Annotated in this window: 24 protein-coding genes and 1 pseudogene; 16 read left to right on the top strand and 9 right to left on the bottom strand. The window is 61.2% G+C overall.

The window, feature by feature from the left end:
* Positions 1–58 precede the first annotated feature (58 nt).
* The 3 genes from F1563_RS07100 to F1563_RS07090 are packed head-to-tail and all read left to right on the top strand — an operon-like array spanning position 59 to position 1,579.
* The gene (locus F1563_RS07100) at positions 59–631 is read left to right on the top strand and encodes a Gfo/Idh/MocA family protein (RefSeq protein ID WP_149302616.1); all 573 of its coding nucleotides are present in this window, start codon (positions 59–61) and stop codon (positions 629–631) included.
* A gap of 13 nt (positions 632–644) precedes the next feature.
* A complete protein-coding gene (locus tag F1563_RS07095; protein WP_149302613.1) occupies positions 645–875 on the top strand; it encodes an oxidoreductase in 231 nt (76 codons plus the stop codon).
* Positions 872–1,579 carry a sugar phosphate isomerase/epimerase family protein gene (locus F1563_RS07090; RefSeq protein ID WP_002513103.1) on the top strand — a complete coding sequence of 236 codons (708 nt, stop codon included), beginning with the start codon at positions 872–874 and terminating at the stop codon, positions 1,577–1,579. Before F1563_RS07095 ends, F1563_RS07090 begins: the two co-directional genes overlap by 4 nt.
* A gap of 202 nt (positions 1,580–1,781) precedes the next feature.
* Here F1563_RS07090 and F1563_RS07085 read toward each other — a convergent pair whose 3' ends face one another.
* Genes F1563_RS07085 through F1563_RS07075 form a run of 3 tightly spaced genes read right to left on the bottom strand, consistent with a single transcriptional unit; the run spans position 1,782 to position 5,262 of the window.
* Positions 1,782–2,438 carry a ThuA domain-containing protein gene (locus F1563_RS07085; RefSeq protein ID WP_002513102.1) on the bottom strand — a complete coding sequence of 219 codons (657 nt, stop codon included), beginning with the start codon at positions 2,436–2,438 and terminating at the stop codon, positions 1,782–1,784.
* A 24-nt stretch (positions 2,439–2,462) separates the two neighbouring features.
* On the bottom strand, positions 2,463–4,484 hold the full coding sequence (locus F1563_RS07080) for an FAD-binding protein (RefSeq protein WP_002528938.1): 2,022 nt from the start codon (positions 4,482–4,484) through the stop codon (positions 2,463–2,465).
* Between the two features lies 1 nt (position 4,485).
* Complete coding sequence (locus tag F1563_RS07075; RefSeq protein WP_002513098.1) at positions 4,486–5,262, bottom strand: 3-ketoacyl-ACP reductase; 777 nt, start codon at positions 5,260–5,262, stop codon at positions 4,486–4,488.
* Between the two features lie 202 nt (positions 5,263–5,464).
* On the opposite strand from F1563_RS07075, the gene F1563_RS07065 reads away from it, so the two are divergent.
* From F1563_RS07065 to F1563_RS07030, 8 genes are all read left to right on the top strand, one after another.
* Positions 5,465–6,112, top strand: a complete 648-nt coding sequence (locus F1563_RS07065; RefSeq protein WP_002528940.1) for a bifunctional 4-hydroxy-2-oxoglutarate aldolase/2-dehydro-3-deoxy-phosphogluconate aldolase — start codon at positions 5,465–5,467, stop codon at positions 6,110–6,112.
* Complete coding sequence (locus F1563_RS07060) at positions 6,109–7,209, top strand: sugar kinase (RefSeq protein ID WP_002513096.1); 1,101 nt, start codon at positions 6,109–6,111, stop codon at positions 7,207–7,209. Before F1563_RS07065 ends, F1563_RS07060 begins: the two co-directional genes overlap by 4 nt.
* Positions 7,210–7,337: 128 nt before the next feature.
* A complete protein-coding gene (locus F1563_RS07055; RefSeq protein WP_002528941.1) occupies positions 7,338–8,807 on the top strand; it encodes a glycine hydroxymethyltransferase in 1,470 nt (489 codons plus the stop codon).
* Positions 8,808–9,178: 371 nt separating this feature from the next.
* Positions 9,179–10,627: an amino acid permease gene (locus F1563_RS07050; RefSeq protein WP_002513094.1), complete on the top strand. Its 1,449-nt coding sequence runs from the start codon at positions 9,179–9,181 to the stop codon at positions 10,625–10,627.
* Between the two features lie 3 nt (positions 10,628–10,630).
* The gene (locus F1563_RS07045; protein WP_002528942.1) at positions 10,631–11,623 is read left to right on the top strand and encodes an asparaginase; all 993 of its coding nucleotides are present in this window, start codon (positions 10,631–10,633) and stop codon (positions 11,621–11,623) included.
* A 201-nt stretch (positions 11,624–11,824) separates the two neighbouring features.
* A complete protein-coding gene (locus F1563_RS07040) occupies positions 11,825–12,118 on the top strand; it encodes a PTS sugar transporter subunit IIB (RefSeq protein WP_002528943.1) in 294 nt (97 codons plus the stop codon).
* 20 nt (positions 12,119–12,138) lie between these two features.
* A complete protein-coding gene (locus F1563_RS07035) occupies positions 12,139–12,606 on the top strand; it encodes a PTS sugar transporter subunit IIA (RefSeq protein ID WP_002528944.1) in 468 nt (155 codons plus the stop codon).
* Between the two features lie 127 nt (positions 12,607–12,733).
* On the top strand, positions 12,734–13,483 hold the full coding sequence (locus F1563_RS07030; RefSeq protein WP_002528945.1) for a phosphoglyceromutase: 750 nt from the start codon (positions 12,734–12,736) through the stop codon (positions 13,481–13,483).
* An 83-nt stretch (positions 13,484–13,566) separates the two neighbouring features.
* Here the strand turns inward: F1563_RS07030 and F1563_RS07025 are convergent, their stop codons facing one another.
* Complete coding sequence (locus F1563_RS07025) at positions 13,567–14,403, bottom strand: polysaccharide deacetylase family protein (RefSeq protein ID WP_172623614.1); 837 nt, start codon at positions 14,401–14,403, stop codon at positions 13,567–13,569.
* Between the two features lie 13 nt (positions 14,404–14,416).
* Here F1563_RS07025 and F1563_RS07020 point away from each other — a divergent pair, with 13 nt between their 5' ends.
* Positions 14,417–14,629 carry a hypothetical protein gene (locus tag F1563_RS07020; RefSeq protein ID WP_002528947.1) on the top strand — a complete coding sequence of 71 codons (213 nt, stop codon included), beginning with the start codon at positions 14,417–14,419 and terminating at the stop codon, positions 14,627–14,629.
* Positions 14,630–14,770: 141 nt separating this feature from the next.
* On the opposite strand, the gene phoU is transcribed toward F1563_RS07020, so the two are convergent.
* The gene (gene phoU / locus F1563_RS07015) at positions 14,771–15,439 is read right to left on the bottom strand and encodes a phosphate signaling complex protein PhoU (RefSeq protein WP_002528948.1); all 669 of its coding nucleotides are present in this window, start codon (positions 15,437–15,439) and stop codon (positions 14,771–14,773) included.
* A 160-nt stretch (positions 15,440–15,599) separates the two neighbouring features.
* Between phoU and F1563_RS07010 the strand changes: the two genes are divergently transcribed.
* Together F1563_RS07010 and F1563_RS07005 are read left to right on the top strand one after the other, a co-directional pair.
* Positions 15,600–16,781 (top strand): sensor histidine kinase, encoded by a 1,182-nt coding sequence (locus F1563_RS07010; protein WP_002528949.1) that lies wholly within the window; start codon positions 15,600–15,602, stop codon positions 16,779–16,781.
* Positions 16,778–17,458 (top strand): response regulator transcription factor, encoded by a 681-nt coding sequence (locus tag F1563_RS07005; RefSeq protein ID WP_002528950.1) that lies wholly within the window; start codon positions 16,778–16,780, stop codon positions 17,456–17,458. Before F1563_RS07010 ends, F1563_RS07005 begins: the two co-directional genes overlap by 4 nt.
* Positions 17,459–17,486: 28 nt before the next feature.
* Here the strand turns inward: F1563_RS07005 and F1563_RS07000 are convergent.
* Positions 17,487–18,092 (bottom strand): annotated as a pseudogene (locus F1563_RS07000) (hypothetical protein).
* A 136-nt stretch (positions 18,093–18,228) separates the two neighbouring features.
* Here F1563_RS07000 and F1563_RS06995 point away from each other — a divergent pair.
* A complete protein-coding gene (locus tag F1563_RS06995; protein WP_007433311.1) occupies positions 18,229–18,714 on the top strand; it encodes a CarD family transcriptional regulator in 486 nt (161 codons plus the stop codon).
* Between the two features lie 84 nt (positions 18,715–18,798).
* Here the strand turns inward: F1563_RS06995 and F1563_RS06990 are convergent, their stop codons facing one another.
* Positions 18,799–19,092 carry a PTS sugar transporter subunit IIB gene (locus F1563_RS06990; protein ID WP_007433310.1) on the bottom strand — a complete coding sequence of 98 codons (294 nt, stop codon included), beginning with the start codon at positions 19,090–19,092 and terminating at the stop codon, positions 18,799–18,801.
* A 193-nt stretch (positions 19,093–19,285) separates the two neighbouring features.
* Between F1563_RS06990 and F1563_RS06985 the strand changes: the two genes are divergently transcribed.
* Positions 19,286–19,690: a PTS glucitol/sorbitol transporter subunit IIA gene (locus F1563_RS06985; protein ID WP_172623613.1), complete on the top strand. Its 405-nt coding sequence runs from the start codon at positions 19,286–19,288 to the stop codon at positions 19,688–19,690.
* On the opposite strand, the gene ispF is transcribed toward F1563_RS06985, so the two are convergent.
* Together ispF and ispD are read right to left on the bottom strand one after the other, a co-directional pair.
* The gene (ispF, locus tag F1563_RS06980) at positions 19,637–20,140 is read right to left on the bottom strand and encodes a 2-C-methyl-D-erythritol 2,4-cyclodiphosphate synthase (RefSeq protein ID WP_002528955.1); all 504 of its coding nucleotides are present in this window, start codon (positions 20,138–20,140) and stop codon (positions 19,637–19,639) included. The two genes, F1563_RS06985 and ispF, sit on opposite strands and share 54 nt — an antisense overlap.
* Positions 20,140–20,943, bottom strand: a complete 804-nt coding sequence (gene ispD, locus F1563_RS06975) for a 2-C-methyl-D-erythritol 4-phosphate cytidylyltransferase (RefSeq protein WP_002528956.1) — start codon at positions 20,941–20,943, stop codon at positions 20,140–20,142. Before ispD ends, ispF begins: the two co-directional genes overlap by 1 nt.
* Positions 20,944–21,029: the final 86 nt, after the last annotated feature.

The following is a 21,029-nucleotide window of genomic DNA, read 5'->3' as shown; positions in this document are numbered from 1 at the left end:
CGGCAAGAACATCTACACCGAGAAGCCCACTGCCGAGACCCTCGACGAGGCCATCGAGTTGGCGGAGCTGGCACACCGTCACAACATCATTGACGGCGTCGTCCACGACAAGCTCTACCTGCCTGGCCTGGTGAAGCTGCGTCGTCTGGTCGACATGGGATTCTTCGGACGCATCCTCTCCATGCGCGGCGAATTCGGATACTGGGTGTGGGAAGGCACCGACGTTCCCTCCCAGCGACCGTCATGGAACTACCGCAAGACTGACGGCGGCAGCATGACGACCGACATGTACCCGCGGAACTACGTCATCGAGGGCATCATCGGACAGACCCGGGACGTCTACTCCCAGACCGCCACTCACATCACCAAGCGCGTGGATGAGCAGGGCAACATCTACAACGCGGACACCGACGATGCCGCTTACGCCATCTTCAACGTCGTCACACCCTCCGGGGACCCAGTCATCGTGCAGATGAACTCCTCGTGGGCGACCCGCGTCTTCCGCGACGAACTGCTCGAGTTCCAGATCGACGGCACCCACGGCTCCGCCGTCGCAGGCCTGTTCGGATGCGTCTGCCAGCCCCGCGGGGTCACCCCCCCCCCGCCCGACCTGGAATCCCGACATCCCTGACACTAATGACTACATGTCGATGTGGCAGGAGGTTCCCGACAACGCCGCCACTGCCACCGGCAGCCTCGACAACGGTTTCAAGGCACAGTGGGAGGAATACCTCACCGACGTCGCGATGGATCGTCGGCACCGCTTCGACCTGCTGTCGGGAGCACGCGAAGTCCAACTTGCCGAACTCGGATTGCGGTCGGCCGCCGAGGGACGACGCGTTTACGCCCCCGAGATCGTGGTGGACCAGCGATGAGTGACCTCTCGAGGCTGTCCCTCAACACTGCGACGGCCAAGCACGCGACCCTGGCAGAGTGCACCTCCGCATGTGCCGAAGCCGGCCTGGGATGGATCGGCCCCTGGCGCGACCGGATCCAAGGAGTAGGCAACGACGAGGCGGCCCGGATCATCTCCGAGGCCGGGCTCAAGGCGTCGACAGTGTGCCGAGGAGGATTCCTCACCGGCACTGACGCTGACTCCCTCCCCGGGGCCATCGCCGAGAACACCAGGGCTCTCGAGGAGGCCGCAGCCGTCGGGGCCAGCGAACTCGTCATGGTCGTCGGTGGGTTGCCCACCGGGGACAAGGACATCGTCGCTGCCCGTCAGCGGGTGGCAGATCGGCTTGGCGATCTCGTCTCCATTGCACGCGACCACGGGGTGCGCCTGGCACTCGAGCCGATGCATCCCTTGTTCACTGCGGACCGAGGAGTCCTCACGACGTTGGGGCAATCCCTCGACATGGCCGCACCCTTCTCCCCTGACGTGGTGGGTGTCGTCGTCGACACCTACCACGTGTGGTGGGATCCGCAGGCCCGCGAGTCAATCGCCCGTGCCGGCAGGGAGGGACGCATTTCCAGCTACCAGATCTGCGACTGGATCCTGCCCCTGGCCGCCGAGACCCTGAATTCGCGCGGATTCCCCGGGGACGGGTACATCGACTTCCCGACCATCACCCAGTAGGTCAGCGAGGCAGGCTACACCGGCCCGGTCGAGGTCGAGATCTTCAACGAGGAGGTCTGGGCGATGCCAACTCGCCGGATCGTCGAAAGACTTGCAGCCAGGTACGAGGAACTCGTCCTGCCCCACCTGTGAGACGAACGGCCCGGTCGCTTCATGCGACCGGGCCGTTTCCTGTCCAGCTGTCCTCATACCGTTCGGAGTCTCAGCTGAGCAGCCAGTCCACCTCGTTGATCAGGAACTTGCGATGTGACGGCGAGGAGTAGGACCTCGCGTCATGACCCATACCGTCATAGATGACGTTGTCTCCATGGGCCCACCCCATCACCTGCCACTCCTCACTGAGTTCATGGCGAATGAGCGGAGTGGAGCCCTCGTGGACGACGAGGTCTGAGTACCTCTCGTCGTAGACGGTGACGACGTCGAGCCCAGTCCAAACCGGATAATCCTCCGCCCCGGGGGCCTTTCCGAAGGTCGCAATACAACGCTTGGGGTGCCAACTCGTACCGCGCACCCATTGACCGCCAAGCAGAGCGGGCCATTCAGGCCAGTCCGGGAAGGAATTCGCGGCAGTGTGGACAGCCAGCACTCGTCCGCCGCCACGAATCCACTGACCGAATTCATGCTGGGCAGCGGCCCATTCGTCGTCGTGTTCGAGCTCCACCTCGACGTTGCCCCCGAGATTGACGACCACCAGGTCCAGGGCGTCAAGCTCCTGCAAACACGAGACGTCGTCGTCACGAACCTCGACGCGATGACCGACCGCCTCCAGGATCTCGCGGATTGCCGCAGATCCCTCGGCGAAGGGATGCCATGGATCGGTGTATCGGCCATGGCCGGACAGAACTCTGATGGATGCCACGATGTCTCCTCATCGAGTGGGCGGTCAGTGGATGTTGTGATCGACCCGGTAGGTCTTCCAGACGTTCTCCAAGAACTCGTCCTCGGTCGGGATGGGACGCACCGGACCCCAATGCGCGTGGATGGCCTCCCCAACGGCGTCGACGGACACACGCTGGGTGACGCCGTGATGGGCCTTGGAGTCCAGACGGTGCCGGAAGATCTCCTCGACGTCGAGGTCGGCGCCGTCGTTCCACCATGAGACCGGCAGATCACCGTCGGGGTCGGTGTAGAGGACCGATCCGCGCGAGCCCACCCCATGATCAAGATGGTCGAGCATGGCGGCCACGTAAACGGCCTGGACGTCGAGGATGTCACGGACCAGGAAGAGCCTGTCGACGCTGCGTCTGCTCGTCGGGTCGACGACACATTCATCGACAACCCGACGACGCCATTCGGCGACGTTCCTTGCCAGCTCCTCAAGGCCCTGACGAGACCGCACAAGCCCGGCATTGTCGCTCATTGCACGGGTGGACTCCATCAGCACATCATCGATCAGAACCCCTGAGGATTCCTCGCGTCCACAGGCTGCCTCGAGAAGGCTCCGCGCCTTCTGCAAAGCATCACCGGCCAACTCCTGCCAGCCCTCGTCAGCGCGAGCAGCACCCTGCTCTCGGGCCGCGATCCACTGGGCTGCCCTCGTTGCCCCGACCTGGGCCGAGTTGAGGGCAGCACCGCCTGGACGCGCCACCCCATGGGCTCCGGCAGCCTCTCCCACCGGAAACAGGCCGGCGATGGAGGATCGCCACCACAGATCGACGTCAATCCCGCCGTTGTTGTGCTGAGCACACACGCCGATCTCGAGGCGATCGGCGGCCAGATCGATACCCGGATTGCGGTTGAGGTAGAACTCGTAGGCCGGCTGGTTCATGTGCTGCAGACGCTCGACCGGCGTCTCTAAGCCGAGCACACCTGCAGACTCCAGGTATCCGCGAGCCTCGTCGTCAAGCAGATTCGGATCCCAGCTCGGCTGGTTGATGCGGAAGTCGAGGAAGACCCGACGTCCTCGCATCACCGTCTCGCGGTAGGTGAGGATGTCGATGAGGCTGGAACCGTCATGGACCTTGTCGATGTCGAAGGGCCACTGGTAACCCTTGCGGAAGATGAGGCTGGTGAGCGCGCCCGGATCGTCGATGACCTCGGCCAGGAAGTCGTGCTCGGTGCCGTCGGGGCCCACCGAGACAAAGGCAGGAACCACCTGCATATAGGTCCCCGACACGTTCCAACGAGGTCTCAGGGAGGCCAGCCCGAACTGGAACTCGGGCAGGTTGTGGCCGACGGCTCCGGCGCGCAAGGCGGCACCTGTGGCACCCCACTGACCGTGCGGCCACACCGAGTCGGCGAACATTCCGGCGGGTCCGCCGGTGGCCAGGACGACATTGCGTGCGGCAATCAGAATGAACGGACACCCCTGGTCGGCGACTACGTCACGTCGCAGCCCGAGAAGGCCGACGCAGCGAGGGATCTCTCCCGAACGATCGACGATGAGGTCGACGACCCGCACCCCACCGACGATCTCGGTCCCCCGGGAGCGCACCCGTTCCTCAAGATGCTCAACCATCGACTTCGAGGTGAAGGGCCCCACCGAGGTCGCTCGCTGCCGGGGGTCGTGGTCAGTCTTGTAACCGATAAACTGTCCGTGACGGTCACTAGGGAATTCGACACCAGCCTCTACCAGGTTGTAGAAGCACCGCGCCGAGAGCGCTGCCTCCGTCAGGGCGATGTCGCCGTCCATCGCTCCCCCGTCGAAGAGGATGCGGGCCATCTCTCCCACCGAGTCCGGTCCGTCTCCGGCCAGGGTCAGCTTGTAATAGGTCTGCTTGTCGGAGCCAGCATTTCGCGAGGCTCCGGCATTGATGGTGTCTGCAATGACGAGGACGTCGTGCTGTCCGAACTGGGCCAGCCGGTCTGCCGCACAATACCCGGCCGATCCGGTCCCGACAACGACGGTGTTGACGCTGGCGACCGGGACGTCGAGCCCGGCAAGGTGCATGGTGGGCAGGTCCATCTCACAACCTCGCGATGTGCATGCCGCCGTCGACATTGATGACTTCACCGACGGAGTACCTCATCGATCCGATGACCAGGTTGACGACAGCTGCAGCGACGTCCTCGGGACGGCCCCAGCGTGGCATCGGCGCGAGCCCCTCGGCGAACTGGCGGTCATACTTCTCCTTGACCCCGGCCGTCATCTCGGTGGCGATGACGCCTGGACGCACCTCATTGACGAGGATCCCCTCCGGAGCGAGTCGCGCGGCCCAGAGCTGGGTTGCCATCGAGACCCCAGCCTTGGAGATGCAGTACTCGCCGCGGTTGAAGCTGACCATCGTCGAGGAGCAGGAAGCCACGTTGACGATAGCCCCGACGATCCCGTCAGTGGTGTCGGTGGTGCCGTCACCCCGTTGGGCGATGAGCTGACGGGCGACGGCCTGGGTGAGGAAGTAGGGCCCGCGCAGGTTGATCCCCAGCACCCGGTCAAAGGACTCGACGGTGGCGTCAAGGATGTCGTCACGGCTGGTCGGAGCCACGCCGGCATTGTTGACGAGGACGTCGATGCGACCCCAGCGGTCCAGTGCGTCACCGATGAATCGCTGATGAGCGGTCAGATCGGAGACGTCGCCACTGGTGTGACCAACCTCGCTTAGACCTTGCAGCTCCGTCAGCACCTCCGGCGCTAACTCGCTTCGTGACAGGATCTGCACCGCGTATCCCTGCTGCAGCATGGCCTTGCTGATAGCCAGACCGATGCCACGGTTTCCTCCGGTGATGAGCGCAACCTTCGTCATGCCGACTCCCTCGTCGTGTGTCCGTGGCGTTCATTATTCCTGTCAAGACCAGCTTCGGCAAGCGCTTGCCGCTAGTATTTGAGCGGATCGGAGAGACTGCCACGCTTTCGACAAAATCGACGGGAAACGATGGCAAGGCCTCGCCACCCCCTCCCCCTCCGGAACAACAATTGACACAAACCCCCAACGTCGGAGATCACAAGTGAGCAACGAAGCACTCGACAAAGTCCTGGCGAATCTCGTCATCCCAGTGGTCGTCATCCATGACGCCGCCACCGCCCCGGCCGTCACCGACGGTCTCGTCGACGGTGGACTTCCCGTCGCCGAGGTCACCTTCCGTACCGACGCCGCACCCGCCGCCATCGAGTCGATGGCCAAGGACGGACGCGTCATGGTCGGAGCCGGAACCGTCATCAATGCCCGTCAGGTTGACGAGGCGGTGAGCGCAGGAACGACGTTCGTCGTCGCCCCTGGCCTGTCCCGCGAGGTCGTCGACCGCTGCCGTCACCATGACATCCCCGTCCTGCCGGGAGTCATCACCCCGACCGAGATCATGGCCGGAATCGACATGGGACTGGACACCTTCAAGTTCTTCCCGGCCGGCAACTTCGGTGGCGCGACCACGATCGCGTCGCTCGATGGCCCCTTCCCCAACCTGCGCTTCGTTCCCACCGGTGGTGTCAAGCCGCACAACCTGGCGGACTTCCTCTCCCGGCCCAACATTCCTGCCGTCGGAGGCACCTGGCTCACCCCGGCCGACGCCGTCGCCGCCCGGGACAACCGAACCATCGCCAACCTGGCACGCGAGGCCGCCCGCAGTGCCCACAGCATCGTCGAGGAGCAGTCATGAGCATCACACTTCGTCCCGCAGATCGGTGCCGTTACGACATCGTCTCCCTTGGTGAGGTGATGTTACGCCTCGACCCACGCGAACGTCGCATCCGCACCGCTAAATCCTTCGACGTCTGGGAGGGCGGTGGCGAGTACAACGTCGGCCGTGGCCTGTCCCGCGTCTTCGGCAAGCGTGCCGCCGTCATCACCGGTCTGGTCGACGACCCGGTCGGCCACCTCGTCGGCGACCTCATCACCGCCGGCGGAGTCGACGACCAGTTCATCACCTGGGTGCCTTCTGACGGAGTCGGCCGCACGGTGCGCACCGGACTCAACTTCACCGAGCGCGGTTTCGGAGTTCGCGGCGCCGTCGGTGTCTCGGACCGTGGCCACACAGCGGCCAGCCAACTGCGCGCTGAGGACATCGACCTCGACTGTCTCTTCGGAGAATTGGGAGTGCGTTGGCTGCACACCGGCGGCATCTACACCGCCCTGTCGGAGACCAGCGCCCAGACCGCCAAGGCCGTCATGGAGGCTGCCCACGCCAATGGCACGATCATCTCCTACGACCTCAACTACCGCCCCAGCCTGTGGAAGTCGATCGGCGGCCAGGAGGAAGCCCGCCGCGTCAATCGCGAATTAGCTAGTTTGGTCGACGTCATGATCGGTAACGAGGAGGATTTCACGGCGTGTCTGGGATTCGAAGTGGAGGGCAACGACGAGAACCTCTCCCACCTCGACGTCGACTCATATGCTGCCATGATTGACAAGGTCGTCGAGGAGTTACCAAACATTTCCGTCGTCTCCACCACCCTGCGCCAGGTACGTACTGCTAGCCGCAATGACTGGTCAGCTATCGCGTGGTCCAAGGGCACCGGTTTGGTTCGCTCAGTGGAACGCCCCGACCTAGAAATACTCGACCGCGTTGGTGGTGGCGATTCCTTCGCTGCTGGCCTGGTGGCTGGTCTCATGGAGACGGGAGGTCTGCAGAAGGCCGTCGAGTGGGGAGCCGCCCACGGCGCTCTGGCAATGACAACTCCCGGCGATACGTCGATGGCTACCCGCTCCGAGGTGGAGAACCTCGCTGCCGGAGGTTCCGCCCGAGTGAAGCGCTGATCGATCGATTCCGGACTCACACTGGACGGCGAGCCTGACTGGCTCGCCGTCCTTTTGGTCCCTGCCCACGAGTGGATCCAGGGACGAGTAGATTCGTGCCTACCATCCCGTCATGACAGGAGCCATCCGTGACCAGCGCCGTCGATCCCACCGCCCGTGACATTGCCGAGAAGCTAGCCCCGGCCTACCGCACCATGCTCGATGCGATTGCGCAAGTCGAGCCGCGGATTGCAGAAGCCACCCGTGCTGAGCTCACTGACCAGCGTCACTTCCTCAAGCTTATCGCTTCGGAGAACTACGCATCCTTGCCAGTACTGGCGACCATGGGCACGTGGCTTTCTGACAAATACGCCGAAGGTACTGCTGGCCATCGGTTTTACGCTGGCTGCCAGAACGTTGATTCCGTCGAGACGATCGCCGCAGAGCATGCATGCGCTTTGTTCGGCGCGGACCACGCCTACGTTCAGCCCCACTCAGGTATTGACGCCAACCTCACCGCCTACTGGACGATCCTCACCCACCACATCGAAACCCCAGCTCTAGCCGAGTTTAGTGCCCGCACCGTCAACGACTTGACCCAGGAAGACTGGGATACACTGCGCCACCGTTTCAACGACCAGCGAGCTATCGGTATGAGTCTCGACACTGGAGGCCACCTCACTCATGGTTTCCGTCCTAACATCTCCGGAAAGATGTTCGATCAGCGCTCCTACGGCACCGATCCGCAAACCGGTCTGCTCGACTACGACAAGGTCGCAGAGCTAGCCCGCGAGTTTAAGCCGCTCGTCATCGTCGCCGGATACTCCGCCTACCCGCGCCGGGTGAACTTCGCGAAGATGCGCGAGATTGCTGACGAAGTCGGTGCTGTGCTCATGGTCGATATGGCCCACTTCGCTGGACTGGTTGCTGGCAAGGTTTTCACCGGCGACGAGGACCCTGTCCCGCACGCCCAGATTGTGACGACGACAACCCACAAGTCCCTGCGTGGCCCGCGCGGCGGCATGGTTCTGACTACCAAGGACTACGCTGACGACGTCGACCGCGGTTGCCCGATGGTGCTCGGTGGCCCACTGTCCCACGTCATGGCTGCCAAGGCCGTCGCCTTGGCAGAAGCCCGCACTCAGGCCTTCCGCGACTACGCTCGGCGCGTCGCGGACAATTCGAAGGCCCTGGCCGAGGGGCTTATGAAGCGTGGCGTCAAGCTCATCACTAACGGGACTGACAACCACATCAACCTGCTTGACGTCACCACGAGCTTCGGACTGGCCGGACGCCAGGCTGAGGCCGCCCTGCTGGACGCAGGCGTGGTCACGAACCGCAACTCGATCCCGGCCGACCCGAACGGCGCCTGGTACACCTCTGGCATTCGCATCGGCACCCCGGCACTGACCTCTCGCGGATTCGGATCCGACGAATTCGATCAGGTTGCCGAACTCATCGTCACCACATTGAAGGCCACCACCCCGCTGACGTCCTCCACTGGCAAGCCTGGCAAGGCCAAATACCACATTACGGACGGAGTGGCTCAGAGGGTCCATGACGCTGCCGACGAGTTGCTGGGTAGCTTCCCGCTCTACCCAGGATTGGACCTTGCCTGACGATACCCAGTCCTAGTTTCGGGAGCACCTAACCAGGTATCTACCCCACACAAATTCAACACCGTTTTCGATCGACGGTCTATGTTCTGAAACGGCCAGAACATAGACCGTCGATTTCTCGTCGCTATCCTTTCTCCTTCGTTTCTTTGACACCTTGCCCCCGATCCTGCGACTTCGATCAGCTGGGTCTGTGACGTCGGGATGGTCCGCCTCATCGGACGGGGCCTTACCACACGGTGACGCTGATAATTCAACCGTCCCACTCTTTTTGATCCGGTTGTAAAGCTACTTATCCTCAGTGCAGAGTGGCCCTGTCGCGGCGCTAGCATTCCCGTGCTAGACCGGGGCGCTATCGTCACGAGGAGGTTCCCATGCAGGAAGGTAATCCTGTTACCCCGCAGACCAGCACCACCGTTGACAAGGGGGATAGTGGCTACAACAAGGCCTTAAGGAATAGGCACCTGCAGATGATCGCCATCGGCGGCTCAATCGGCACCGGCCTGTTCCTAGGGACCGGCGGACGCATTGCCCAAGGCGGCCCCGGATTGGCAATCAGCTACGCCGTCTGCGGCATTTTCGCCTTCCTCATGGTAAGAGCCCTCGGTGAAATGGCCATTCGTCGCCCATCCTCGGGTGCCTTCGTGTCCTACGCGCGTGAGTTCATGGGCGAGAAGGGCGCCTACGCCACCGGATGGTTCTTCTTCCTCGACTGGTCTGTGACGGTAATGGCCGACATCACCGCAGTGGCGCTGTACCTGCACTACTGGACGGCCCTACGTTCCGTCCCGCAATGGGTGCTAGCGCTCATCGCCCTCGGCGTTGTGTTTGCCCTCAACATGCTGAGCGTGAAGATGTTCGGCGAGGCTGAATTCTGGTTCGCTGCCATCAAGGTGACCGCCATCGTCCTATTCATGATCGCGGCTATCTGGGCCATTGTCGCGGGCGCCCGGGTTGGCAACTATACGGCAGGATTTCACAACATCACTCGACATGGCGGGTTCTTCCCCGCTGGCCTGGCGCCGGTCTTTGCGCTCACGTTGGGAGTGATCTTCGCCTTCGGCGGCACCGAGATGGTCGGCGTGGCAGCAGGCGAGACCAAGGACGCGAGCAAGATCTTGCCCAAGGCCATCAACTCAATGATCCTGCGTATTTTCGTGTTCTACGTCGGTTCAATCATTCTGATGGCGCTCGTGCTGCCATACACTGCTTATTCGACCAATGAGTCCCCGTTTGTCACCTTCTTCACCGGAATTGGAATTCCCTATGCTGGCGACATCATCCAGGTCATCGTTCTGACGGCCGCCCTCAGCTCTCTCAATGCCGGCCTGTACTCAACGGGGCGCACCTTGAGGTCGCTGGCGGTGGCCGGCGAAGCTCCAAAGGCCGCAGCCAAGCTCAACCGTCACCACGTGCCTTCCGGCGGCATCGCCATGACCGCTGCCCTTGGCCTGCTGGGCGTCGCCCTCAACGCCTTCCTCCCCGATAGTGCGTTCGAGATCGTCATGAACCTCGCCGGCATCGGTATCGCCGGCACGTGGGCGATGGTGCTGTTGTCACATACTCGTTTCGTAAGCGCGGTCAAGGAGGGCGAGGAGACCCGACCGGAATACCGCATGCCGGGTGCTCCGGTCACGAACTACGTCTCGCTGGCCTTCCTGCTGATCGTCGTACTGTCGAACCTCACCTCGAAATCGGGGCGCTGGACGTTAGCCCTGTTCGCCATTGTCGCAATAGCCATGGTCGCCGGGTGGTACGCGGTGCGTGACAAGATCAAGCCTGACCTGCTCGACAATGTGGTTCCGAGCGACGAAGGGATGTAAACCATGCAAACCCACATTCTCTACACCGGCGGAACCTTGGGTATGGTATCCACTCCTGACGGTTTGGCTCCGGGTGCTGATCTGACAGGGTGGCTTACCCAGTTACTATCTGGCACCGAACTCGCCGGAGCTTTCGAGACTCAAAGTTTCGAGCATCTCATTGATTCGGCCAACGCCACTCCCGATGATTGGCGCCGAATTGTCGACGACCTGTGGAAGTACCGCGACGACGCCGACTCTTTTATTGTTCTTCACGGAACCGACACCTTGGCCTACACTTCAGCAGCGCTGTCCTACGCCCTCACAGAGTTCGGCAAGCCGGTCGTCGTCACCGGAGCACAGTACTCATTAGGAGTAGTCGGGACAGACGCCGCACCAAACGTCACGGGGGCGCTCCGAGCTGCCACGAGCGGCCGTCTCAATGGGGTCGCAGTCTTTTTCGGCCACAAACTGCTGCGCGGCAATCGCGTCACGAAACTCTCTTCGTGGGCCTATAACGGGTTCGACTCCCCCGCTGTCCCACAATTAGCGCGCACCGGTGCACCGTGGCAATGGGGCGAGAACGCGTCGACAGGCTGCGGCTGGCTCAATCCCGCCCCGTATCAGCGCCACGACGTGCTCGTCGTTGACCTATCGCCCGGCATCAGCGCTCAACGCCTCAGCGCAGTCCTCGACCCCTTGCCCGAAGCCGTCATCTTGCGCGCATTTGGGGTCGGAAATATCCCCAGCGATGAGCCCGGCTTCGTTGAGGCTATCCTCGACGTCATCTCTGCCGGTACCCCCGTCGTCGTCGCATCCCAATGTATGCAAGCTGATGTCCAACTAGGTCAATACCAGTCAAGTCATGCCCTCACGGAGGGCGGAGCAATCAGCGCCCATGACATGACCCTTGAAGCTCTCTATGCCAAGCTGGTCTTTCTGCTCTCCCAAGGAGTGCATGGTAAAGAACTGGGACGATGGATCGAGACTGACATCGCTGGTGAGATCAATGCCTAAATACGGAATTTTCCCCACGAAAGTCCCACCTCGATGCACGTTCGTCGCAAAATGATGTGAGATTTACCGCTAACACTGGCTAACGGCCTGAACATGAACGACTATGGAAGCATTAGAGGTGGGGTATTGTTGTTCCTTTGTCACCGCACCCCCAAAATAGCCGACGAGGTGGGTTCGGCATACACGTGAGGAGAGGCATTGATGGTCAACAAGAAGATTCTGGTCTGCTGTGGCACCGGCATCGCCACCTCCGTCCAAGTGGCCAACAAGTTGCAGCGGATGCTGCGCGATCGGGTCGTCACCGCGACGATGAAGGAATGTAAAACGGCCAACATCCCCGCTCAAATGGAGACTTTCCAGCCTGACGCCATCGTCGTCACTACCGCCATCACCCCTCCAGATGAGGCAGTCAAAGTCTACCGAGGCACGCCACTGCTCACTGGGGTCGGTGCCGAGGAACTCGCCGACCAGATCGCTAGCGACCTAACAGCGTGATCATCCACCGGTCGTCGTCGATGCCGTGGAAAGGGGCATCCCGTCTCATCGTGGCCAATGTGACAGCCACCAACCAGAATGACCTCTTTGCCCAGGTCAATGATTGTCTCACTGCCGACAACATGGTGGAACCGACATTCCTTAGCGCAGTGACTGCACGAGAGATGAGATTCCCCACCGGCCTCGACTTCGGCTACGTGTCCATCGCTATTCCGCACGTTGACCCCGAACACGTCATCTCGCCGGGCGTGTTGGTGTGCCGCAATAGTACGTCAACAACCTTCCGCGCTATGGATGGCCCTGAACGCGGTCTCGACGTCCAGCTCAGTATTTGGCCCCTAGTCACAGACCCCAGTAATCAAGTAGACATGCTCGGTGCCGTCATTACGCTCATCCAAGACGAATCGTCGTACCCAGTCTTACTGCACGGCGATCAGACGGAGGTCGTGGACAGAATCTCGTGCGCGCTCGCACCGACAGAGGACTGAATGAACTACGTTGCCGAGCTCGCCGTCGAACGGCCGAGGCCATGGTCGAGATCCCGGAATCGGCACGTCGACGCGGATCGGGTAGGGGCAGCGAACGCTCATCTCTCAAGCCCACTATGGTGGAGCCATGACTGCAAAGCTCATCCTGCTCCGCCACGGCGAGAGCGAGTGGAACTCCAAGAACCTTTTCACCGGCTGGGTAGACGTCGACCTCAACGAGAAGGGCGAGGGCGAGGCTCGCCATGCCGCCGACCTACTCAAGCAGGAGAATCTCCTACCCGATATCGTCCACACCTCGTTGCTACGTCGTGCCATCCACACCGCCTATCTAGCCCTTGACAGCTGTGACCGCCACTGGATCCCTGTGCGCCGCTCCTGGCGCCTCAACGAACGTCACTACGGCGCACTGCAAGGCTTGAACAAGGCTGAAACTAAGGAGAAGTACGGTAACGACCAGTTCATGGCCTGGCGTCGCTTCTATGACGTTCGTCCTCCGGACCTTGACCACGACGGCGAGTTCAGCCAGTTCAACGACCCGCGCTACACCGACATTCCGGAGTCCGAGCGTCCGGTTGCCGAATGCCTCAAGGATGTTGTGGCTCGCATGGTGCCATACTTCACCTCTGATATCGCTGCCGACCTTAAGGATGGCAAGACTGTGCTGGTGGCTGCTCACGGCAACTCTCTGCGCGCCCTCGTCAAGCACCTCGATGAGATCAGCGACGAGGACATCGCCGGCCTCAATATTCCGACTGGTATCCCGCTGCTCTACGAGCTTGACGACAGCCTCAAGCCGGTAACCAAGGGTGGTCGCTACCTCGACCCTGAGGCTGCTGCCGCTGGCGCCAAGGCGGTCGCCAACCAGGGAAACAAGTGAACCACCGCGACTAGCTCGCATAAATGCCGTGGTGCCCCCCGGAATCCCTGGGGGCATCACTTGCTTCGCGTGACGTTCTGGAATCAGGAAATGACGCCGAACTCGTAACCCTGGCTCTTAAGCCACGAAAGGATCGACGGCATGGCCTCGGCCGTCATCTGCTTGCCGAAGGTGTCGTGGTTGAGGATGACCACGACATTCGGATTATTGGACTCCTTAATGCTCTTCTTGACCATCTCGAGATAGCCGGGAATGGTTGTGGGACGCTGCACGTCCGCGTCACCACTCATTGCGTTCCAGTCGATCCAGTCCACCCCACGCTTAGCTAAGGCGGCGTCGGCTTGGGACAGGTTGGTCCAGGACATGTGGCCGCCCGGGTAGCGGAAGGCCGAGGAGAAGTAATTCGACCCGAGGACGGCGCGATTCTGGGCCATTGCCCAGTCCCAATCGCATGCGATGTGCTTGGCCTTATCCGCAGAGCTGCCGTGATACAGGTATTTGTAGTCGTGGGAGTACGAGTGGATAGCCAGCGCATTACCCATTTTGAGCGAACGGCTAAGCATGTTCTTATTTACATCCCGAATTTGCGGGGAAATCATAAAGAAGGTGGCACGGGCACCGGCCTTCTCTAGATTGTCCAGCTGCTCGCCAGTGAACTTGGTCGTTGGGCCATCGTCAAAGGTAACGAAGACGATCTTCTTATTCTTGGGCTGGGTGGAAGGTTTCTCCAACCACTGATTCACCACCGAAGCCGGGTAGGCATACTTATCGGCAGCCGTGCCGTGGTTCGTCCCCGACTCCAGACCGTTGATGTCCTTGACGACAGTCCCCGGCACCTTAAGCGGGGAGTAATTTGACGGCGGCTCGGGGCAGGCAGGTTTCGTGACGGCCGCGCCAACCCCGAATGTGCCGGCAGGCACCGGGCCACGCGGCATGCCGGCCGTTACGCTGGCCCCGCTGGGCTTCGCGACGGGACTCTTCGACGGCGACGGCTGCGACGCCTGCGCCGAGCTAGCACCTGATTTCAACGGGGAGCTAACAGACTCCGGATCACTATTCGCACACCCGGTGATGGCCATCAAAACGGTAGTGACGAGAGCGACGACGCCAACCATCGTTTTCCTGCGGAAGACAAGAGCCATGTGACAAGACCTCACTGAGAATTTTCAGCCGTGTATCACGGCACATCGAACAAACTGATTGTACGTACTCAGTACAAGGCATCCCAACTGCGACACGACAAACCCCTCCCGGCGGCGGGAAACGCCGACGTGAAGGGTGAGTTGATCAATACGCGCTCGGCCAGTCTTCGCCTGCGGGACCCTCACCAGTGACGATGTAGATGACACGGGAACCGACGGCCACGGCGCGATCGGCGATACGCTCGTAATAGCGACCCAACAACGCAGTGTCGACGGCGCTCTCCACTCCGTAAGTCCAGTCGTCGCCCAGCAACAGACGGAACTGGTCGCGCCGCAGGTCGTCCATCTTCGAGTCCTCGGCCGCCAAAGACTCTGCGGCCTCCGCGTCGCGATCGGCGAGAGTCTTCTCAGCCTTGCCAATCATGGAGTCGGCAATCTTCGACATCTCGACGAACTGGTCGGCGACTTGCGGAGGCACAGCCACCTCGGGGAAGCGAAGACGAGCGATCTTAGCGACATGGGCAGCAAGATCACCCATACGTGCCAGTTCGTAACACATCCGTAGCACCGCGACAATAGTGCGCAACTCGCCAGCCACCGGGGCCTGACGGGCAAGCAGATCAAAGCAACGACGCTCGATCTCCTCGTTCAGGGCGTCGACCTTGGAATCGTCAGAGATGATGCGCTCAGCGGTGGTCAGATTCGCACCAATGAGAGCCGCCGTGGCATCCCTGACGGCGACCCGAACCAACTCCGCCATCGTCAGAATCCTGTCGCTGGTGGCATTGAGCTCGTCGTGGTAGCTCTCACGCATGCCGGTGTCCTTCCGTAGTGGGGTCCAGCCAAGCCTACCGACCCTGTCGACCGAGACATTTCTCCCGTGTGGCGCCCCCGTGAACCTTAGATGAACGGCCAGTGACCTCGTCAGCCTTTCGTGACACGCGGGTGACGAGTATGACGGTCATCCCCCTATTATGCGAATCGTGGGCATGATTCTGTCAGCGATCCTTGGTGCCGTTGTCGGTGCCGGATTGACGGTCCCCATTAGCCGCGTGGTGGAGTCATTTCGCCACCCCGTGGACACCCTCGCCACCGACATCGAAGCCATTGAGGTTGATTCAACCCTCGCCCGGGCTCTCGACCTCACCACCGAGGCAGCCGTCATCGTCGGACCACACGACGAGGTCCTTCACACCACCGTGGGTGCCCGCTCGATGGAACTCGTACGCGGTTCACGTATCGCTGACGATGCTCTACTCAACCTGGTGCGCACTGCTCGGCGGGAAGGCCGCGACATCGTCGACACCATGGAGATGAAACGAGCATCCACGGGGGCCGACCTCATTCTCACTGTGCGAGTCGGCCCTCTCGATGATCACGGCAACGCGATCATCTCTGCCAGTGACAGCTCGCGACATGTCAGGCTGGCCGAGACGCGCCGAGACTTCGTCGCCAATGTCTCTCACGAGTTGAAAACCCCCATCGGTGCTGTCTCTATCCTCGCCGAGGCCATCGAAGGTGCAGCTGACGATCCGGAGGCCGTTCGACATTTCTCCCGGCGGTTGACAGCAGAGTCCTCGCGACTATCTGCCCTTGTCACCCAGATCATCGATTTGTCCCGACTCCAAGCCGACGAGCCATTACTGCGCGCCGAACCAGTAGCCGTCGCAGAGGTCATTGACGAGGCCGTCTCACGCCATCGCGAACAAGCTGCCAACCGAGACGTGTCCTTGGTAGTACGCTGCGACGACGACTTGTGGGTCCTCGGGGACCAAAGCCAGCTCACCGAAGCAGTCGCCAACCTTGTTCACAACGCCATCGTCTATTCTGAGCAGAAGGCACGGGTAGCGGTCTCCGCCCGACGGGTCCGTGACGTCGACACCGACGTCATCGCGATCGTCGTCGCCGACAATGGAATCGGCATTAGCGAGGCTGACCAGGAACGTATTTTCGAACGGTTCTACCGAGTGGACTACTCCCGCTCCAGAGAGAACGGTGGAACTGGCCTGGGATTGTCGCTGGTCAAGCACATCTGCCAGGCGCACGGAGGATCCGTGGATGTGTGGAGCAAGCTGGGCCAGGGGTCCACATTCACGCTTCGACTTCCAACCCTCGACGTCGACCACCGCAACGAATCCGATCAGGAGGAGTCATGACCCGCGTACTCATCATCGAGGACGAGGAGTCCTATCGCGAGGCCACCGCCTTCATGTTGCGCAAGGAAGGATTTGAAGTCGACACTGCCACCAGTGGCTCTGACGGTCTCGAAACCTACTCGCGCAACGGCGCCGACATCGTGCTGCTCGACCTCATGATGCCGGGGCTCCCGGGGACCGAGGTCTGCCGTCAGCTACGTCAGCGTGGCAATGTTAGGATCATCATGGTGACGGCCAGAGATTCGGAGATCGACAAAGTCGTCGGGCTGGAGCTCGGAGCCGACGACTACGTCACCAAACCATTTAGCCACCGAGAACTGGTCGCGCGCATCCGCGCCGTCACTCGACGTGGCGGCCCCGAGATAGAGGTCTCCCCCGATGTGCTTGAAGAGAGCGGGGTACGGATGGACGTCGAACGCCACGAGGTCAGTGTCGAGGGGACGACCGTACGTCTCGCCCTCAAAGAGTTCGACCTGCTTGAGGTGCTGCTACGCAATGCGGGACGCGTCATGACCCGAGCCTCCCTCATCGACCGAGTCTGGGGAGCCGACTATGTCGGCGACACAAAAACTCTTGACGTGCACATCAAGAGACTGCGCGCGAAGATCGAAAAGGATTCATCCCGCCCGGTACGCATCACCACCGTACGCGGGCTGGGCTACAAGTTTCAGGCCTGAGGCAACGCCATATGGCGTATTCGGCTGATCAAGACTGAGCCGACGGAACCCCTGAGGGAGCGTGCTTCTCGAAGTCCGGGTGGGTGGACGGCACAACCGGGGCATCCAGAGTAATCGGCACTGAATGCGCAAACTTGATCGTCACCTTGGCCAGCAGCCCGTCCGACAGCCCCTTAACGGGAGCCTGAAGACTGGACTGAGTGAGGTTGACCGACGTCTGAGCCGGAAGTTTGACATGCACCGACCTCACGGTGAAGGACCGCCCAGACAGGGAGTTGTTCGACGTGAGTGGCTGCCCAGTAATTCCGGCAACTTGGTCGTTCTTCCGAGAAACAACTGCGGCGGACACACGAGCCTGACCATCACCATTGATGAGCACCAGGTTTTGCACCTTGACGGTGTCGGAGGAGCCGCTAACCCCAGCTGCCGGAGTGTAACTGGTAAGAACCTTGGGGTCGGCACCACAAGCTGCCACACCAAGAACCCCGAAGGCAGCAAAAACAGCAGTCGTCCGGCGACGGTCGATCATCATAGAATCTCCTCTTCCGGGGTTCATAGTCGTCGCTGAGTTTAGCCGAATCAGCGTCCGCGGGGCCGCATCAGCCGAAACAAAGCGGCTCATCTGCAGCGCCAAGAATCCCGGGTTCATGGGTACGCCTTCAACCAATGAGGTAAGCGCGCCATAACGCTATTACGAACGTCTGCTCGAAATGAATACTTCCCTCAATGGCTTTTATGTGATAAAATTAACCCTGAAAGGGGTTGCACAAATGACTTTCAATGTTGGTGAAACCGTTGTCTACCCGAATCACGGTGCCGCCGTGATCGAGGACATCGAGACTCGCACTATTAAGGGCGAGGAAAAGCTTTACCTCGTTCTGAGGATTCTAGGACAGAACGACTTGGTTGTGCGAGTGCCTGCCAGCAATCTTGACCTCGTCGGCGTTCGTGACGTCGTCGACGACGAGGGTCTCGAGAAGGTTTTCGAGATCCTTCGCAAGACCAATGTTGAGGAGCCGTCTAACTGGTCTCGTCGTTACAAGGCCAACCTCGAGAAGCTCCATTCTGGCAATGTTCTCAAGGTTGCCGAGGTCGTCCGTGACCTGTGGCGCCGCGAACGTGACCGCGGTCTGTCGGCCGGTGAGAAACGGATGCTTTCAAAGGCTCGTCAGATCCTGGTATCCGAGCTAGCCCTCGCCAAGAGAGTGGAGGACGACCAGGCCGAGGAGATGCTAGACGAGGTTCTCGCCTCCTGATTCATCACTTACTACGAAAACGGGGGTTCACCGCATTTTGAGTGAACCCCCGTTTCTCATGTTTTGAGGCTTGTCACAGAATCGTCAAGATTTCAGTGCGCCCGCAAGCTCGTCTGCTAACTGTCCTTCATCAACTCCCGTGAGAAAGGCGACGCCGCGGAACATCTTGACGTTCTCGTTGGGCTGCTTCACTGCGGTCGTTGAGACGATCGCGTCAGGGTTAAATTCCTCAACCGCTCGCGGAACCTCCGCAACACGGCAGTGCTCCATCAAGGCGTTGACCCCGCGCTCACGCAGCAACCGCTGAAGTTTGTTGCCAACCTGCACGGACGTCGCGATGCCCGTGCCGCAGCAGACGAGAATCTTCTTCTCGATCATGGTGACCACTCCTCCTCCGGGAAACCTCATCGCCCCTTGGATGTGGCCTACCAAGGGATTCTTCCACGATGTTAAACGCACCCCTGTTACCCGGTTCAGTGGGGGTGTGCCCCCGCGTTCATAGCCTCTTGAGAAACGAACATTGATGCTACCGTGCCCTCAGGGGCATAACGTCCAGCTTAGGGGGCCCGCCATGGCGACTGTGTACAGCACATTATGGAATGCCATGGTGCTCCGCACCGACAAAGGTGCCCAAGACATGTTGGATACCGGAGTCATCGTGCTGTTCGGAGAGCCCGTACCTGATGCCTTGTCTGATATCTGCGTCGTCCACAACCGCGGCGGTCGCTCCCCGCTGGCCCCTCGACGCAACCTGCTCCCCGGAGACATCCTCAATCTCGCTGGCACTACTTACACCATCGATGAGGTCGGAGAAGCCGCAACCTCAAACCTCAGCGATCTCGGTCATGTCGTGTTGTACTTCAACTCGCCCGACCAATCTCTACTTGCTGGGGCTATCAAGCTGTCCGGGCCACAGCCGCAGCTACCGGATCAGGAAGCCATCCTCTCCTTTGAGCCCTCGAGTAACAAGGGCTGACGCAATCGCCGCCACCCCCTCGCCGCGTCCGGTAAACCCCAAGTGATCGGTTGTCGTCGCCGACACCGATACGGGAGCCCCGACAGTTTGTGACAGGGTGGCTTCCGCCTCGGCCCTGCGAGCAGCCATACGTGGTCTCTGACCAACAACTTGCACCGCAGCGTTCTGGATCGTCCATCCTTCAGCAGTGACGAGAGCTACGACATGGCTCAGTAGGGCGACTCCAGCCGCCCCGGCCCACTGCGGATCTGCGGTGCCGAACACTGACCCGACGTCACCCAGCCCGCTCGCCGATAACAGCGCGTCGCATATAGCGTGGCAGGCGACGTCTCCGTCAGAATGACCGGCCAGACCGACCTTCTCGTCAGGGAAGTGAAGACCAGCAACGTGCATCGGCACGCCGTCGCTCAGCTGATGGACGTCGGTCCCGATCCCGGTCCGAATTTCCATCACTCCTTGCCCCCGTGGCCCAACTTGTCGACGACATTGTTCGGGGCGATGGCCCGCAACATCCGACCGACGCGACGGCCGGAATGGTGACCGGCCCCAGCCGCGGCTTTGGCCAGGACCTCGGCGATGTCGAGATCGACCGGCTCAGTGATCTTGAGCGCCATCCGGGAACCCTCCACCAGGGTGGCGCGGTGTCCGTAACGCTCACAACAGGAAATGTCATCGGTCACCGTGCCTCCATCGCGGGACAGCTGCTCATGGCACTCGGTGATGACGGCGCGGTCGAATCCCTGCGGAGTTTGGACCGCGCGAAGAGCGGAACGGTCGATGACGCGGGACCCCTCGTCGTCAATCTGCCGAATGGTGTCGGTGACCTCAACGACAGGGGTCACCGCGACAGCTCCGGCCTCGACGGTGTCAATGACGTCTTCGACGATGTAGGCGGGCACCAACGGGCGGACGGCGTCATGAATGAGAACGGTGGTGGCCTGGCTGAGATGCTCATCACCGGCGATGTATCGCAGCCCATTGCGCACCGAGTCTTGACGGGTGTCCCCTCCGGTCACGAAGTGAACCGGGATCGGAGATGCGGCCAGGGCAAGCTGCAAGTGGTTGTGCATACCCTCCTTCACCACGACAACGGCTTCGTCACAACCGCCTGCGGCTAGGGATTCAACTGCGACGGCGACGACGGCCTTTCCGGCCAGCGAAGTAACTTGCTTGGGAACGGGGCCCCCGAACCGTGCCCCCAAACCGGCTGCGACGACAACCGCGACAACGGGCGGGGTGTGCTCATCAACCATGGTTCGCACTCTATCGGCCCCGACCCACCACGTCGTATCATCGCGCAGTCGGCTATCGTCGACCCTGACATTTTCACCCCACCAAG

Source organism: Cutibacterium modestum (genome assembly GCF_008326345.1).
GTDB classification, from domain to species: domain Bacteria; phylum Actinomycetota; class Actinomycetes; order Propionibacteriales; family Propionibacteriaceae; genus Cutibacterium; species Cutibacterium modestum.
Note: the sequence above shows the minus strand (reverse complement) of the source record. Positions and strands in the feature narration are given on the sequence as shown.